12 protein-coding genes are annotated in these 14,415 nt (G+C 72.8%); 10 read left to right on the forward strand and 2 right to left on the reverse strand.

Features of this window, described 5'->3' with window-relative positions; translation table 11 throughout:
• The first annotated feature begins 623 nt into the window (after window positions 1–623).
• From ACIBMZ_RS22590 to ACIBMZ_RS22625, 8 genes are read left to right on the forward strand one after another with little or no spacing between them, the layout of a single operon-like run.
• The gene (locus ACIBMZ_RS22590) at window positions 624–1,307 is read left to right on the forward strand and encodes a GntR family transcriptional regulator (RefSeq protein ID WP_396696822.1); all 684 of its coding nucleotides are present in this window, start codon (window positions 624–626) and stop codon (window positions 1,305–1,307) included.
• Window positions 1,304–2,269, forward strand: a complete 966-nt coding sequence (locus ACIBMZ_RS22595; RefSeq protein WP_396696824.1) for a tripartite tricarboxylate transporter substrate binding protein — start codon at window positions 1,304–1,306, stop codon at window positions 2,267–2,269. Before ACIBMZ_RS22590 ends, ACIBMZ_RS22595 begins: the two co-directional genes overlap by 4 nt.
• On the forward strand, window positions 2,269–2,763 hold the full coding sequence (locus ACIBMZ_RS22600; protein ID WP_396696826.1) for a tripartite tricarboxylate transporter TctB family protein: 495 nt from the start codon (window positions 2,269–2,271) through the stop codon (window positions 2,761–2,763). The genes ACIBMZ_RS22595 and ACIBMZ_RS22600 overlap by 1 nt, the downstream gene beginning before the upstream one ends.
• Window positions 2,760–4,292: a tripartite tricarboxylate transporter permease gene (locus tag ACIBMZ_RS22605; RefSeq protein WP_396696828.1), complete on the forward strand. Its 1,533-nt coding sequence runs from the start codon at window positions 2,760–2,762 to the stop codon at window positions 4,290–4,292. Before ACIBMZ_RS22600 ends, ACIBMZ_RS22605 begins: the two co-directional genes overlap by 4 nt.
• Window positions 4,289–5,311, forward strand: coding sequence for an exo-alpha-sialidase (locus tag ACIBMZ_RS22610; protein WP_396696830.1), 1,023 nt, complete (start codon window positions 4,289–4,291; stop codon window positions 5,309–5,311). The genes ACIBMZ_RS22605 and ACIBMZ_RS22610 overlap by 4 nt, the downstream gene beginning before the upstream one ends.
• A complete protein-coding gene (locus tag ACIBMZ_RS22615; protein WP_396696832.1) occupies window positions 5,308–6,189 on the forward strand; it encodes a dihydrodipicolinate synthase family protein in 882 nt (293 codons plus the stop codon). Before ACIBMZ_RS22610 ends, ACIBMZ_RS22615 begins: the two co-directional genes overlap by 4 nt.
• Window positions 6,190–6,238: 49 nt before the next feature.
• Window positions 6,239–7,873, forward strand: coding sequence for a fucose isomerase (locus ACIBMZ_RS22620; protein WP_396696834.1), 1,635 nt, complete (start codon window positions 6,239–6,241; stop codon window positions 7,871–7,873).
• Window positions 7,874–9,370 carry an FGGY-family carbohydrate kinase gene (locus ACIBMZ_RS22625; protein WP_396696836.1) on the forward strand — a complete coding sequence of 499 codons (1,497 nt, stop codon included), beginning with the start codon at window positions 7,874–7,876 and terminating at the stop codon, window positions 9,368–9,370.
• A 40-nt stretch (window positions 9,371–9,410) separates the two neighbouring features.
• Here the strand turns inward: ACIBMZ_RS22625 and ACIBMZ_RS22630 are convergent, their stop codons facing one another.
• Window positions 9,411–10,652 carry a cytochrome P450 gene (locus tag ACIBMZ_RS22630; RefSeq protein WP_396696838.1) on the reverse strand — a complete coding sequence of 414 codons (1,242 nt, stop codon included), beginning with the start codon at window positions 10,650–10,652 and terminating at the stop codon, window positions 9,411–9,413.
• A 117-nt stretch (window positions 10,653–10,769) separates the two neighbouring features.
• On the opposite strand from ACIBMZ_RS22630, the gene ACIBMZ_RS22635 reads away from it, so the two are divergent.
• On the forward strand, window positions 10,770–11,345 hold the full coding sequence (locus tag ACIBMZ_RS22635; protein ID WP_396696840.1) for a TetR/AcrR family transcriptional regulator: 576 nt from the start codon (window positions 10,770–10,772) through the stop codon (window positions 11,343–11,345).
• A gap of 1 nt (window position 11,346) precedes the next feature.
• Window positions 11,347–12,999: an amidohydrolase gene (locus tag ACIBMZ_RS22640; protein ID WP_396696842.1), complete on the forward strand. Its 1,653-nt coding sequence runs from the start codon at window positions 11,347–11,349 to the stop codon at window positions 12,997–12,999.
• Between the two features lie 148 nt (window positions 13,000–13,147).
• On the opposite strand, the gene ACIBMZ_RS22645 is transcribed toward ACIBMZ_RS22640, so the two are convergent.
• Complete coding sequence (locus ACIBMZ_RS22645) at window positions 13,148–14,404, reverse strand: M14 family zinc carboxypeptidase (RefSeq protein WP_396696844.1); 1,257 nt, start codon at window positions 14,402–14,404, stop codon at window positions 13,148–13,150.
• Window positions 14,405–14,415: the final 11 nt, after the last annotated feature.

The following is a 14,415-nucleotide window of genomic DNA, read 5'->3' on the forward strand; positions in this document are numbered from 1 at the left end:
GTGGGTTGCGGCCGGCCCGACGAGGCGGGGCGGATCACCGCGATCCGTCGCCGCAGTCAGCTCGACAGTGTCCGTGTAAGACATGGGAGTCAGCGGGTCGGCGCCCCTGGCCCCCCGGCCCCCGGCCCCCGGCCCCCCGGCCTATGCCGGCTTCCCCGGCCCTCGGCCGATGCCGAGCTTCGACGCGTGTTGGCGTGCTGGCCGAGCGATTCGTGCGACTGCGGGGAATGGCCGCTCGCCGTGGGCGGACCGGAACCGGTCGCGCCCGTACCCTGTCGCAATGTCTCTGCTGATCCGGCGCGACCTCGGGGCCACCGACGTGCGGTCGCGGGACCGCCGGCCGGGTCGGGTCCCTGCTGTGTCGGCAGCGACCGCAGTGCGGGGACCGGTGGCCGGGCGCGGCCCCGCCGTCCGCTGAGCGGCCCGTGGTGGCCGTCCTGCTCCCGGCCCGCGCGCCCATCCCGGCCCGCTTGTCCGCCGCCGGTCGTCGCGGCGGCGTCCCATCGTCCAGGGCATCCACCAGGCGAAACGCCGGCAGGAAACATCGAGAAACTCGTTCGTCATCTTCCGTTGACCGTGGGATGAGTCGAGTGTTAACTGTTAACAGTTATCAGGAGGACATCGTGTTGGACGTGAGGCCGATCAGGGCGGAGTCCCTCGGCGAGAAGCTGGCCGGCGAGCTGCGCCGTCGCATCATCGTCGGCGACGTGCCGTCGGGCACCCGGCTCGTCGAGGAGGAGCTGGCCGACTCCTTCCAGGTCAGCCGAGGTCCGGTCCGTGACGCCATCCGCATCCTGCGGTCGGAGGGACTGGTCACCGGCTCCGGCCGCAACGCCGTCACCCGGTCGCTGAACGACGCCGACATCGAGGAGCTGATGGCCCTTCGGGAGTCGTTCGAGCTGCTGGCGGTGGAGCGGGCCATCACCGTCCGACGCGAGGTCCTCGCCCGTCAGTTGGGTGCCGCCCTGGTCGACATGGACGCGGCCGTCACCGACCGTGACCCGGTCGCCTTCACGACCGCGGACATCCGGTTCCACAGCGCGTTCTTCGCGACCGCCGGGATGACCCGGCTCAGCGTCCTGTGGGACCAGTTCCGCCCCACCATCGAAGGTCTGCTGCACGCCTCCGGCAAGCGGCTGGCCGACCTCGCGCCCTCGGCGCGGGAGCACCACGACCTGGCCGGGCTGATCACCGCCGGCAAGGTCGCCGAGGTCAAGGCCGAGCTGCACCGACACCTGCAGACGACCTGCTCGCGGCTGCGTTCCGCGAACCCCCCGACCCCCGTCCAGAGAGAGAACGACCTATGAGATCACGCATGCTGCGCCTCGCCGCGTTGGCCGTCGCCGGCACCCTCGTGGTGACCGGCTGCGCCAACCGCGGCGGGAGCGAGACCGCCTCCGGCGAGAACTTCCCCGAGAAGGACCTCACCCTCGTCGTGCACGCCGCCGCCGGTGGTGGCTCCGACCTCACCGCCCGCACCCTGGCCAAGGAGCTGGAGGCGGACCTCGGCCGGTCGATCGTGGTGGAGAACCGGACCGGTGGCGGCGGACGGGTGGGCCTGACCTACCTCAAGGGCCGTCCCGCCGACGGGTACTCGATCGGCTTCATCCCGGTCGAGGTGGCGATGCTCGGGCACCAGGGCGCCGACATCGCCCCGGAGCAGTTCACCGTCCTCGGGCAGGTGATGAACGCACCGGCCACGCTGTCGGTGCCGACGAACAGCCCGTACCAGAGCCTCGACGACCTGCTGGCGGCGGCGAAGCGCGAGCCGGGCACGATCACCGTGTCGAACTCCGGTGCCGGGGCCATCTGGGAGGCCGCCACCCTGGCCCTGGGCGAGGCGGCCGGTGCGACCTTCAAGCCGGTGCCGTACGACGGCGGCGCGCCGGCCGTGGCCGCCGGGGTCTCCGGCGAGGTCCAGGCCGTGATGGCCGGGGTGAGCGAGTCCGCCGCCGCGGCCGGCAACAACCAGCTACGCATCCTCGCGGTGCTGGCCCCCGAGCGGGTCTCCTCGCTGCCGGACGTGTCCACCGCCAAGGAGCAGGGCGTCGACGTGGTCATCGGTGGTTGGGGCCTGATGGGCGCCCCCGCCGGACTGCCCGACGAGGTCCGGCAGCGGCTCGCCGACGCCGTCCGCAAGGCCGCCTCCTCGGAGGCGTTCAAGGACGTGATGACCAAGGCCGGCAACACGCCGCTGGCGACCTCGCCGGACGAGGCCAGCCAGTTCGCCCAGACCGAGTACGACCGCTTCGGCCAGATCTACGGCTGATGGCTATCCACCACCCGCCGATCCAGGGTGATCACGGTGCCGCCGCGCGCTGGCGCGCGGCGGCACCGGGGATGGTCTTCCTGGTGCTGGGCGCCGTGTTCCTGTGGCTGGCCCGCTCGATCGAGCTGCCCGCCCGGGCCCTGGCGGTGAGCCCCCGGATCTGGCCGGAGACGCTCGCCATCGGGATCATCGGCCTGTCGGCCCTACAGATCGTCCTCGCCTTCGTCACCACGCCCGCCGTGGCCGACGACGAGGACGAGGAGGAACCGGCCACCCGCTCGGGGATCGTCCGGGTGGTCGGCTTCGTCGCGGCCACGCTCGCCTTCGGGGTGCTCTGGTACTACCTGCACTTCCTGGTCTCCGGACTGATCTTCGTCGCCGCGCTCACCTGGATCGCCGGGGGGCGGGGGGTCAAGGACCTGCTGGTCTTCCCCGCCGGGGTGACCGTGGTGATCTACGGCCTGTTCGGCCTGCTGCTGAGGGTGCCGCTGTGAACGCGTTCGTCGAGGGCTTCGGTGCCCTCCTCTCCGTCCAGATGCTGCTCTGCGTCCTCGCGGGCGCCGCGATCGGCATGCTCGTCGGCGCGTTCCCGGGCATCACCGCCACCATGGCGGTCGCCCTGGCCAGCGCCTTCACCCTGACCATGGATCCGCTGCCCGGCCTGGCCGTACTGCTGACCATCCTGATCGGCGCGCAGTTCGGCGACCGGGTCCCGGCCATCCTGATCAACACCCCGGGCACTCCGGCGTCGATCGCCACCACCTTCGACGGCTACGCCATGGCCAAGCAGGGCAAGGCCGGCCTGGCGCTGACCGCGTCGGCCTTCGCCTCGGCGGTCGGTGGCTTCGTCGGCATCGCGGTGCTGATGGTCGCCGCGATCCCGCTGAGCACGGTGGCCATGCGCTTCGGCTCGCCGGAGATGTTCGCGCTGGTGGTCTTCGGTCTCACCATGATGATCGAGGTCTCCGGCCGGCAGCTCGTCAAGGGCCTCATCGCCGGCCTGTTCGGTCTGGCGCTGGGCACCGTCGGCCGGGACCCGATGGACGGCTCGGACCGGCTGACCTTCGGCATCCCGCAACTGGTCGAGGGGATCCCGTTCATCGCGGTGATCATCGGCCTGTTCGGCATCGCCGAGGTGTTCGGCCAGATGATCTCGCGCGGCCACCAGAAGCAGAAGGCGATCACCAGCTTCGGCCGCTGGTGGCCGAACAAGCAGGAGACCCGGCAGATGGTCAAGCCGATCGCCGTCGGCTCCTCCGTCGGCACCGTGGTCGGCGTGCTGCCCGCCGTCGGCGGGGACATCGGCGGCATCGTCGCCTGGAACCAGGCCAAGCGGGTCTCCAAGGAGCCGGAGAAGTTCGGCAAGGGCTCCCTGGAGGGGCTCACCGCCGCCGACGGCTCCTCCAACGCCGGTGTCGGCGGGTCCGTGCTCACCACGCTGGCTCTCGGTGTACCGGGCGACTCGGTGATGGCGGTGATGCTCGGCTCGATGATCATCTGGGGTATCCAGCCCGGCCCGGGCCTGTTCACCTCGCAACCGGACCTGGTCTACTCGATCGCCGGCATCATGTTCTTCGCCACCGTGCTGACGCTGGGGCTGAGCCTGCTGCGCATGCGCGGCGTCGCCAAACTGCTGGAACTGCCCAGCCGGTTCCTGTGGACGGTGATCCTGGCCTTCTGCATCGTCGGCACGTACGCGGTGAACAACAGCGTCTTCGACGTCGGCGTCATGGTCCTGTTCGGCGTACTCGGCCTGCTGCTGCGTCGGTACGGCTTCCCGGCCGGCCCGATCGTGCTCGGACTGATCCTCGGCCCGCTGGCCGAACGCAACTTCCGCAGGTCGATGGAGCTGGGCGGGCTGGAGACCATCTACACCAGCCCGATCGCGGTCGGGCTGCTCGTGCTGGCCGTGCTGGCCGTGGCGGTGCCCCGCATCCGCAGCCGGACGAAGGCCCGCCGGCAGGGCCCCACCGACCGCGACACCCCGACCGACCCGCCGGTCCCCGCCGGAGCGAGCCGGTGACGGCACGACACTTCGTGGTCCGGGACGTGCCCGGCCAGTGCCACGGCAGCACCGTCTGCGTCACCGAGGACACCTTCGTGGTCGCCTGGTTCCAGGGCGACCACGAGGGAGCCGCCGACTCGCGGATCTGGCTCAGCCGGGGGACCGACGACCGGTGGAGCGCCCCGACGGTGGTCAGCGGCGACCTGGCACCCTGTTGGAACCCGGTGCTGCACCGGCGTACCGGCGGGGACCTGGTCTGCTGGTTCAAGGTCGGCGCGACCATCTCGACCTGGGTGACCCACCGGGTCGTCTCCACCGACGGCGGCCGGACCTGGTCGACGCCCCGACCGCTCGGCGATGCCGAGCCCGGCGGACGGGGACCGGTCCGCACCCCGCCGCTGCGCCTGCGCTCCGGCCGACTGCTCGCCGGGGCCTCCACCGAGACGTGGGGCGAGCGCCCCCGGTGGGACTGCTTCGTCGAGCGCAGCGACGACGACGGCGACACCTGGCAGCGCTCCCCGGACATCCGGCTCGACCACGCCACCTTCCCCGGCGCGGGCGCCATCCAGCCCGCGCTCTGGCAGACCCCGACCGGCGAGGTACGCCTGCTGGCCCGCAGCACCGCTGGCCGGCTCGTCACCGCCACCAGCGTTGACGACGGCCGCACCTGGTCGCCCGGGACGCTGTCCACCGTGCCGAACAACAACTCCGGCATCGCGGTGACCCGTCTCGGCGACCGCGTCCACCTGGCCCACAACCCGACCACCGGGGACTGGGCCAGCCGGGCGCCCCTGATCGTCTCCGTCTCCACCGACGAGGGGCAGACCTTCCGGCCCTGGCTGACCCTTCAGGAGTCGCTCGGCGAGACGGCGGACGAGGGCTACCGGCCCGCCGACTCGGGAGTCCGGACCACCGGTAGCAACGAGTTCTCGTACCCCTGCCTGATCCCCGTCGGGGACCGGCTCGCTGTGACGTACACCTGGCAGCGGCGCGGCATCGTGCTCGCCCTGCTCGATCCCTCGGAGCACACCTCATGACCACGGCCCACCCCGGAGCCAACCTGATCAGCGCCCTGCCGACCCTGTTCGACCCCGACGGCGCGGTCGACCTCAAGGCCACCCGGGCGGCCTACGACCACCTCGCCGCGCACCCCGTCGACGGGGTGTTCGTGGCCGGCACCACCGGCGAGTTCACCACCCTCACCGACGACGAGCGGCTGGACGTCGCCGCCGCCGCCGGTGACGCCTTCGGGCCCGAGCGCACCTACTGGCACGTCGGGCACGCCAGCACCCACCAGGCGGTACGCCTCACCCGCGCGGCCGTCGACCGGGGCGCGGCCCGACTCGCGGCGCTGACCCCGCACTACTTCCCGGCCACCGAGCGCGCCCTGCTCGACTACTACCAGGCGGTGGTGGCCGCCGCCGCCGGACGGCCGGTGTACGCGTACCTCTTCACCGCCCGGACCACCACGACGGTCTCGCCACGGTCGCTGGCCCGGCTGGCCGGGACGGGTCTGGCGGGCGTGAAGATCAGCGGCGAGCCGACCCCGGTGCTGGCCGAGTACCTCGCCGCGCTCGGCGACCGGGACCTGCCGGCGTACTCCGGTGCCGACGCGGAGTTCACCGAGGTCGTCGCGGCCGGCGGCGCCGGAGTGGTCTCCGGGGTCAGCTCGGCGCTGCCGGCACCCTTCCTCGCGGTCCGGGACGCCCTGCGCAGCGGGGACGCCGACGCGCTCGCGGTGGCCCGGGAACGGTCGCTGCGGGCGGTGGCCGCCACCCGGCAGGGCAACCTCGCCCACCTCAAGGCCGTCCTGGAACTGCGCGGGCTGCCGGCCGGCGGCATGCGTGCCCCGCTCGACCCGATCTCGGCCGACGACCGTCGCGCGCTCGAAGCCGACGTCGCCGACCTGCTCTGACCTCCGACACCGCCGTCACCCGACACCGCCGCCCTCGAAGGAGCCCCGCGTGAGCAGCTACGCCTTTCCCGAGTTGACCGACCAGCCCGTGGCCGAGCCCGGCGTGGTCTGGACCGTCGCCAGCGGCGACCTGCGGCCCAGCGCCAACGTGACCTGCTGGCCGGTGCAGCGGCAGTTCGAGGCCGACCTGGAGCGGGCGGTCACCGCCCTGGGCCACCGGGTGCGGCGGGCGCACCCGGTCGACGACACCGCCGGGCACGGCTTCATCGCCAGCCAGCGCCAGGGCATCGAGGTGTTCAAGTCGATCCCGCCGGACGCGCCGCTGATCGTCGCCGAGGCGGTCTGGCAGTACAGCCACCACGTGCTGGCCGGGCTGCGTACCCACCGGGGCCCGATCCTGGTGGTGGCGAACTGGAGCGGTGAGTTCCCCGGCCTGGTCGGCCTGCTCGGCCTGACCGCCAGCCTCACCAAGGCGGGCGTGGCGCACTCCATCCTGTGGAGCGAGAAGTTCACCGACGACTGGGCGGTGTCGCGGCTGCGTACCTGGTTGAAGACCGGGACGCTGGAGCACGACCAGAGCCACGTCCGGGACCTGCCGGCGCTGCCGGCCACCGAGGAGGTACGGCTCGGTCGGGCACTCGCGGCGCAGCTCGTCCGGGACAAGGCGATCATCGGCGTCTTCGACGAGGGCTGCATGGGCATGTACAACGCCATCATCGACGACGAGCTGCTCAACCCGCTCGGCGTCTACAAGGAGCGGCTGTCGCAGAGCGCCCTGGTCGCCGAGATGGCGACGGTCACCGACGCCGAGGCGCAGGCCGTACGGGACTGGCTGGACGCGGCCGGGTTCACCTTCCACACTGGCACCGACGAGGCCACCGAGCTGACCGACGCCCAACTGCACAGCCAGTTCACGATGTACGTGGCCGCGCTGCGCATCGCCGACGACTTCGGCCTGGACGCGGTCGGCATCCAGTACCAGCAGGGGCTCAAGGACGTCGTACCCGCCAGCGACCTGGTCGAGGGGCTGCTGAACAACGTCTCCCGTCCGCCGGTGACCAGCCGCGACGGTGCCCGGGAACTCTACGCCGGCGCGCCGCTGCCGCACTTCAACGAGGTCGACGAGGGCGTCGCGGTGGACTCCCTGGTGACCAACCGGATCTGGACCGCGATGGGGCTGGACCCGGCGACCACCCTGCACGACATCCGCTGGGGCGAGGAGTACGACGGCCGGTTCGTCTGGGTCATGGAGATCTCCGGCTCGGTCCCGGCCTCGCACAACGGCGGCTACGACAAGAGCTGGAGCATGCGGCAGCCGCCGATGTACTTCCCGCTCGGCGGCGGCACCCTCAGCGGCGTGTCCAAGCCCGGGGAGATCGTCTGGTCCCGGGTCTTCATCGCCGACGGCGTCCTCCACGTCGACCTGGGTCGGGGTAGCGCGGTGGAGTTGCCGGCCGAGGAGACCCGGCGCCGGCTCGACGCCACCACCCCGCAGTGGCCGATCATGCACGCCGTCCTGCACGGCGTCGACCGCGACCAGTTGATGGCCCGCCACAAGGCCAACCACCTGAACGTGGTGTACGCCCCGGACGCCGACACCGCCGACCGGGCGCTCGCCGCCAAGGCCGCCATGTTCGCCGAACTGGGCCTGGCGGTGCACCTCTGCGGTGAGGTGAACCTGTAGATGGCACCGTTGCTGATCGGCATCGACCTGGGCACCGGGAGCAGCAAGGGCGTGCTCACCGACGCCGCCGGGCGGGTGCTGGCCACCGCCGTCCGCTCCCGGCCCCGGTCGATGTCGCTGCCCCGGCCGGGGTGGGCGGAGGTCGACGCCGAGACGGTCTGGTGGGGCGACGTGGTGTCCATCGCCGCCGAGCTGACCGCCGCCGCCCAGGGCGCGCAGATCGCGGCGGTCTGCGTCAGCGGTGTCGGCCCCTGCCTGGTGCTCTGCGACGAGCGGGACGAGCCGGTCCGTCCGGCGATCCTCTACGGCATCGACATGCGGGCCACCGCCGAGATCACCGAGTTGACCGAGCGCTTCGGGGCCGACGCGGTGCTGGAGCGGGCGGCGACCCCGATCACCAGCCAGGCGGTCGGTCCCAAGGCGCTCTGGGTGCGACGCCACGAACCGCAGGTGTGGGAGCGGGCGGCCCGGTGGTACAACTCCAGTTCGTACGTGGTCCGGAAGCTGACCGGTGAGTACGTCCTGGACCACCACACCGCCAGCCAGTCGGTGCCGCTGTACGACATCGAGGCCCGGCAGTGGCACCGGCCCTGGTACGACGAGGTCATGGGTGACCTGCCCGCGCCCCGGCTGGCCTGGTCGGCCCAGATCGTCGGCGAGGTGACCCCGGCGGCGGCCGAGGCGACCGGGCTGCCGGTGGGCACGCCGGTCTGCGCCGGCACCGTGGACGCCTGGGCCGAGTCGGTCAGCGTCGGCGTCCGCCGACCCGGCGACCTGATGCTGATGTACGGCTCCACCATGTTCTTCGTCCAGCAACTCCGGGGCGTCGCCCGGCATCCGCAGCTCTGGAACACCGTCGGGGTGTCTCCGGACTCGTACTGCCTCGCCGCCGGCATGGCCACCTCCGGCAGCCTCACCACCTGGCTGCGCGACCTGACGGGCGAGGTGCCGTTCGAGACGCTGGTCGAGGAGGCGGCGGCGGTGCCGCCGGGCGCGGACGGCCTGCTGTTGCTGCCGTACTTCGCCGGGGAACGGACCCCGATCTTCGACCCGGACGCCCGGGGGGTGATCGCCGGACTGACCCTGCGGCACGGCCGGGGTCACCTGTTCCGCGCCGGGTACGAGGGGATCGCCTTCGGCATCCGGCAGATCCTGGAACTGCTGGACACCCCGGAGAACCCGGTCGCGCGGCTGGTCGCGGTGGGCGGCGGCACCCAGGGTGGACTCTGGACCCGGATCGTCAGCGACGTCACCGGCCGGGAGCAGGAGGTGCCGGAGGTGACCATCGGGGCCAGCTACGGCGACGCCCTGCTGGCCGCGATCGGTGCCGGTCTGGCCGCCCCGGACACCGACTGGACCCGGCCCGGGCAGATCGTGCGCCCCGACCCGTCGGTGGCCGCCACCTACGACGGCCTCTACGCCGGCTACACCTCGCTGTACCGCAACACCCGGGCCGAGGTCCACGCCCTCGCGCGGTTGCAGGGCGGGACCGGATAGGCGGCCGGGCCGGGCGTGGCCGGGTGCGCCGACCCGTCGCTCAGTCGGACGGCCCCGCCACGGCGAGCACCACACCGCTCACCGGCCGGGTCGGAATGCGGTGCAGCGGGATGTCCAGGTCCTGGTCCGGGACCCGGTAGTCGAGGCGGGCCAGCCGGACGGCGAGCGCACCGAGCAGCGCGACGGTGATCTGCTCACCGGGACAGCGGTGGCCGGTGCGGGGATCACCGCCGCCCTGCGGGATCAGCTCGAACGGGCCGATCTCCCGGCCCACGAAGCGGTCCGGGTCGAACCGGTACGGGTCCTTCCACAGCCGGGTGTCGTGGTTCTGGCCGTACAGGTCGAGCAGCACGATGGCGCCGCTCGGGATGTCGGTGCCCTGCCAGGTGAGGTCGGTCACCGCGCGCCCGCCGACGAAGGGCGCGAACGGGTAGAAGCGGCGGACCTCGTGGGCGAACGCCTCGACGAAGGCGGGCTCCGCCGCGCGCAGCCGGTCCCGGTGCGCGGGCCACCGGTGCAGGGCGTGCCCGGCGAAGGCCACGAACCAGGTGATCGCCACCGTCGGCCGGATGATGTTGAGCAGTTCGACCGCGGCGGTCTTCGGGTCCAGCAGCCGCCCGTCGCTGTCGACGTGTGCGGCCACCGCGGCCAACGCCGAGCCGTCCGGGGCGGCGACCTCGCCTCGGCGTACCCGGTGGACGAGATCGCCGAGCCACCGCTCCAGGCGCCCCCGGGAGCGGCGGGCCCGCCAGTGCCGGGGCCCGGCGGTGGCGAAGCCGTCCACCTCGGCGACCAGGTTCGCGGCGAGTTCCGGCACCTCCCGGTCGTCCACCGGGACCCCGGTCCAGTCGCAGACCGCCCGGGTCAACACCTCGGCGGTCGCGGTGAACAGCACCACCCGCCGACCTGCCCAGGACCGCGCGGCCTCGTCCCAGGCCACCTCGGTCCGGGTCACCAACCCGTCGAACCCGCCGCTCATCAGCAGCGAGGTGAACATCGCCTTCCGCACCCGGTGCGGCTCACCGTCGAGGGTGTGCACCGCTCCCTTGCCGAACAGCGTGCCGCGGATCGGTTCCGGGATCGCCCCGTGCCGCCGGATGTGGCGCTCGTCGTAGAAGAAGCGGGCCGCGTCGGGGCCGTGCAGCGCCACGGCGGTCTGGCCCAGCAGACGGGTACGCACCACGTCCGTCTGATCCGCACGCAGGCGGTTCGGCAGCCACCCGTAGCCCTGGATCGCGAGTGTCAGGGTGTCGTCCACCCGATGCAGCAGGTCAGTCGGCATACCGGGGTCCTGCCCGTTCACCCGACGGTCAAACCGGTCCCGCCGGACACGAACGGGCAGGGCAGGCGCGCCGAGCGCGGGTTGCGAGCATCGCATAAGTAAGTGTTTACTTATGCGATGGGTCGTCGGGACGAGATCATCGACGCGGCGCTGCGTCTCTTCGCCGAGCAGGGCTACCGGGCCACCACGATCACGCAGATCGAGGCCGCCGCCGGGTTGTCTCCCGGTGCGGGCGGGCTCTACCGCCACGTCGGGTCGAAACGCGAACTGCTCGTGGCCGCCTTCGACCGGGTCCTGCACAGCCGCCGTGCCGCACAGGCCCAGCCCGGGATCGCCGACCTCACCGACCCGCAGACCGCGATCGCGGTCGCCGGCCGGGCCGTGCTCGCCACCGTCGAGGCGGACCGGGACCTCTACCGGCTCGTCCTGCGCGGCGGCGACCTGCCGGTCGATCTCACCGACGTCTACCAGCGGCTGTTCCAGCCGGGCTTCGACGAGGTCGCCGCGTGGCTGGCGCAGCTCGCCGGAGACCGCCCCCGGTTCGACGCGGAGGCCGTCGCCGCCGTGGCCCTGTCGTCGCTGTTCTATTTCGCGATCAGCGAGTTCACCTACGGCTGCCCGCCGGGACACGTCGCGCGGGACCGTTTCCTCGCGGCGTGGGCCGAGGGGCTGCTCGCCCAGCTTGGAGCGTGACATGAGGACCGTCTTCAGCGGCGGCACGATCCGCACCATGGACCCCGCCCACCCGGTCGTCGAGGCGGTGGCGATCGACGGCGAGGTGATCGTCTCGGCCGGGGACGCGGCGACCGTACGCGCCGCCGTCGGCCCCGGCGCGGCCGTGCACGACCTCGCCGGCCGGACCCTGCTCCCCGGTTTCGTCGACCCGCACCACCACCTCTATCTGGTGGCCGCCGACCAGCACACCCGGGCCTTCGACGAGCACCCCGCGACGGTGCGCGAGCTGCTCGACCGGATCGCCGCCGTCGCCCGCGCCGACCACGGCACCGGCTGGCTGCGCCTGCACGGGGTACGCCCGCTGCACCTGGCCGAGGGGCGCCTGCCGACCGCCGCCGAACTGGACACCGCCTGCCCGGACCGGCCGCTGCACCTGTTCTCGGTCAGCTACCACGAGTCCACGGTCAACTCCGCCGGGCTGTCCGCCCTCGGGTACGGCAGCGCCACCCCCGACCCGGGCGGCGGCCACCTGGAACGGGACCGCCGTGGACGCCCCACCGGCGTCCTCGTCGAACAGGCCAGCTTCGTCGCCGAGTCGCTGACCCGTCGCGCCAGCGCCGACGACGACGCCTGGGTGCACCGCGCCGTCGCGCACAGCCGGATCCTGGCCCGGCACGGCATCACCCGCATCGGTGACCTCGCGGTGCCGCCGGAGGGTGCCGCCCGGTACGCCCGCGCCGCTCCGGAACTCGCCGTGACCGTGCACCGCTGGCACGTCGGCGCGGCCGAGATCGGTGACCCCACCGTGCCCGACCTCGACCCGGACCGGGACCACGGACATCCCCGTACCCCGCTCGGCGGCTTCAAGCTCCTCGTCGACGGGGGCGAGCGGTGCGACCTGTGCCTCACCGGTGGACAGGTGCTCCGTTCGGTCGCCGGCATGCCCCGGGCGCTGCTGCGGCACGGTCGCCGGGCTTTGGCCCTGTCCCGGCGCGGCGGCACCCCGACCCGTCGCCCGGACGGCCGCTGGCACAACGGCCTTCGGGTGCTGGGCCGTGACCGGCTGGCCGCCGCCGTCCGGGCGGCGGTCGAGCGTGGCCTCGCGCCGGCCCTGCACGCGGTCGGAAACGGCGCCCTCGCCGACGCCCTCGCCGCCGTCGACGGGCTCGACACCCCGATCCGGATCGAGCACGCGATGGTCTGCGATCCGGCCATCGCCCGCCGCCTCGCCGACGCGGGCGTACACGTGGTCACGCAGCCGTCCTTCCTGCACGACCTCGGCGCGGAGCTGACCGTGCTCCCGCTGCCCGCACCCCTGCGGCTCGTTCCGCTGCGCACGTTGCGCGACGCCGGAGCGTCGGTGGCGGCCAGCACCGACTACCCGGCGGGCACGCTGTCGCCGCTGGTCGGCATCAAGGCGGCGGTCACCCGACGAGTGGCGGGCGGCGACGTCGTCCACCCGGACGAGGGACTCACCGTCACCGAGGCACTCGCGGCCTACACCCGGGACGCCGCCGCCGCGCTCGGGCTCGCCGACCGGGCCGGTGTGCTGCGCCCCGGCGCCGCCGCCGACCTGGTCGAACTGGACCGCGACCCAGTGCACGTCGACCCCGACCATCTCGACGGCATCGCCGTCACCGGCACCTGGTGCGCGGGACAGCGGACCGCCTGAGCCGCTTCCGCGGCTGAAGGCTCAGCCCGACGTGGCGTCGTCGGCACCCGTCAGCCATCCGATCAGCCCCCGGCCGGCCACGTGGTCCGAACGGCCGGACCGGCGGTGGTCCAGGTGGACCACCGCCGGGTCAGCGTCGCGTCGACGATCAGAACTCACACTGCTGGGGGAACTTGGCGCAGGTGGAGATCGAGGCGCCCCGGGCCGGGATGTCGCTCCACCGGTCGGCGTCCACGCCGGCCAGCGAACCGTCACTGATCGAGTCGACGATGGCCCAGAGGCCGTCGACGTTCTGCTTGATGAGGTAGCCGCTGCTCTTGTGGCCGATGCCGCCACGCGACTCGAAGAACATCGCGTTGCTGCGCCAGTCGGCGTACTCGCCCCGGGGGCCGGGGGCGTTGAGCATGGCGGCGGAGGTGACGCCCTCCGGGATGTTGATGTACGGGTAGCGGGTCACGTTGACCACGCCACTGCGACCCGCCGCGTCGGCGGCCACCACACCCATCCGGCGGACGGTGTCCCACTGCTGCGGGGTGAGCATGCCGGGGTCGAGGGAGACGCCGACCGAGAACGTGGTCATCTCGTCGGTGTCCCCGACCACGTACGTGCCCTGGTGGTGCAGGTCGATGATGTGGTGCGGCTTGAAGCCGGCCCAGACGTACCAGAACGCCTGCGACTCGACGGCCCGGTGCCGGGTGTAGTTCGCGAAGGTCTGCTCGGACAGCGGCGCCTGACCGAGACCCGCCCGGACCGCGTTGAGCCGGTCGAAGATCGGCCGGTCCACCCCCCAGTCGCGGTTGAGGTCGATGTTGTGGACGCCGTCCTGCCGCCGGTACGCCTCGAAACCGTCCGGGTTGTAGATCGGGATGATCGCGAAGCTGACCTGCTGCAACACCTCCCGCGCGTGCTTGCCGCCGGAGACCAGCGTCTTCAGGAAGTCCAGCGACGCCTCGGCGCCGTACGGCTCGTTGCCGTGGATGCGGCCCTGGATCCAGATCCGGGTGCTGCCGGTGCCGATGAAGGCGACCTCGAGCGGGCGGCCCTGGCCGCTGCGGCCGACCTCCTGCACCCGCAGGGCGCCCTTGCTGCGGGCCTGCAACGCGCGCAACTCGGCCGAGACCTCGGCGGCGCTGAGCATCGAGGAGCGGTTGACGGTCTCCTGGTTCGGTGGCACGAACGGCCCGTTCGCCTGGGCGACCCCGGGTACGACGGTGGGGGCGAGCAGGAGCGCGGCGGCGAGCAGGATGAGATGCCGGCGTCGTGGTCTGGACACTGGTGACGTCCCTTCTGAGGTGGTCGCGGTGGCGTCCAGCGAGACGTTCGGGTGCGACTCCGCGCGCCGGTAGGCGCCGCCGTGCTGGCTGGCCGCGACCTTCCCGGTCGGAAGGCTCCGCGGTGCGCTCATTCAACAAGGGG

It is taken from the genome of Micromonospora sp. NPDC049900 (assembly GCF_044461025.1).
GTDB lineage: Bacteria > Actinomycetota > Actinomycetes > Mycobacteriales > Micromonosporaceae > Micromonospora.

Excerpts from the sequence above, each read along its gene's own strand:
- ACIBMZ_RS22595 (WP_396696824.1), top strand. The coding sequence starts at position 1,304 with ATGAGATCACGCATGCTGCGCCTCGCCGCGTTGGCCGTCGCCGGCACC.
- ACIBMZ_RS22600 (WP_396696826.1), top strand. The coding sequence starts at position 2,269 with ATGGCTATCCACCACCCGCCGATCCAGGGTGATCACGGTGCCGCCGCG.
- ACIBMZ_RS22615 (WP_396696832.1), top strand. The coding sequence starts at position 5,308 with ATGACCACGGCCCACCCCGGAGCCAACCTGATCAGCGCCCTGCCGACC.
- ACIBMZ_RS22625 (WP_396696836.1), top strand. The coding sequence starts at position 7,874 with ATGGCACCGTTGCTGATCGGCATCGACCTGGGCACCGGGAGCAGCAAG.
- ACIBMZ_RS22630 (WP_396696838.1), bottom strand. The coding sequence starts at position 10,652 with ATGCCGACTGACCTGCTGCATCGGGTGGACGACACCCTGACACTCGCG.
- ACIBMZ_RS22635 (WP_396696840.1), top strand. The coding sequence starts at position 10,770 with ATGGGTCGTCGGGACGAGATCATCGACGCGGCGCTGCGTCTCTTCGCC.
- ACIBMZ_RS22640 (WP_396696842.1), top strand. The coding sequence starts at position 11,347 with ATGAGGACCGTCTTCAGCGGCGGCACGATCCGCACCATGGACCCCGCC.
- ACIBMZ_RS22645 (WP_396696844.1), bottom strand. The coding sequence starts at position 14,404 with ATGAGCGCACCGCGGAGCCTTCCGACCGGGAAGGTCGCGGCCAGCCAG.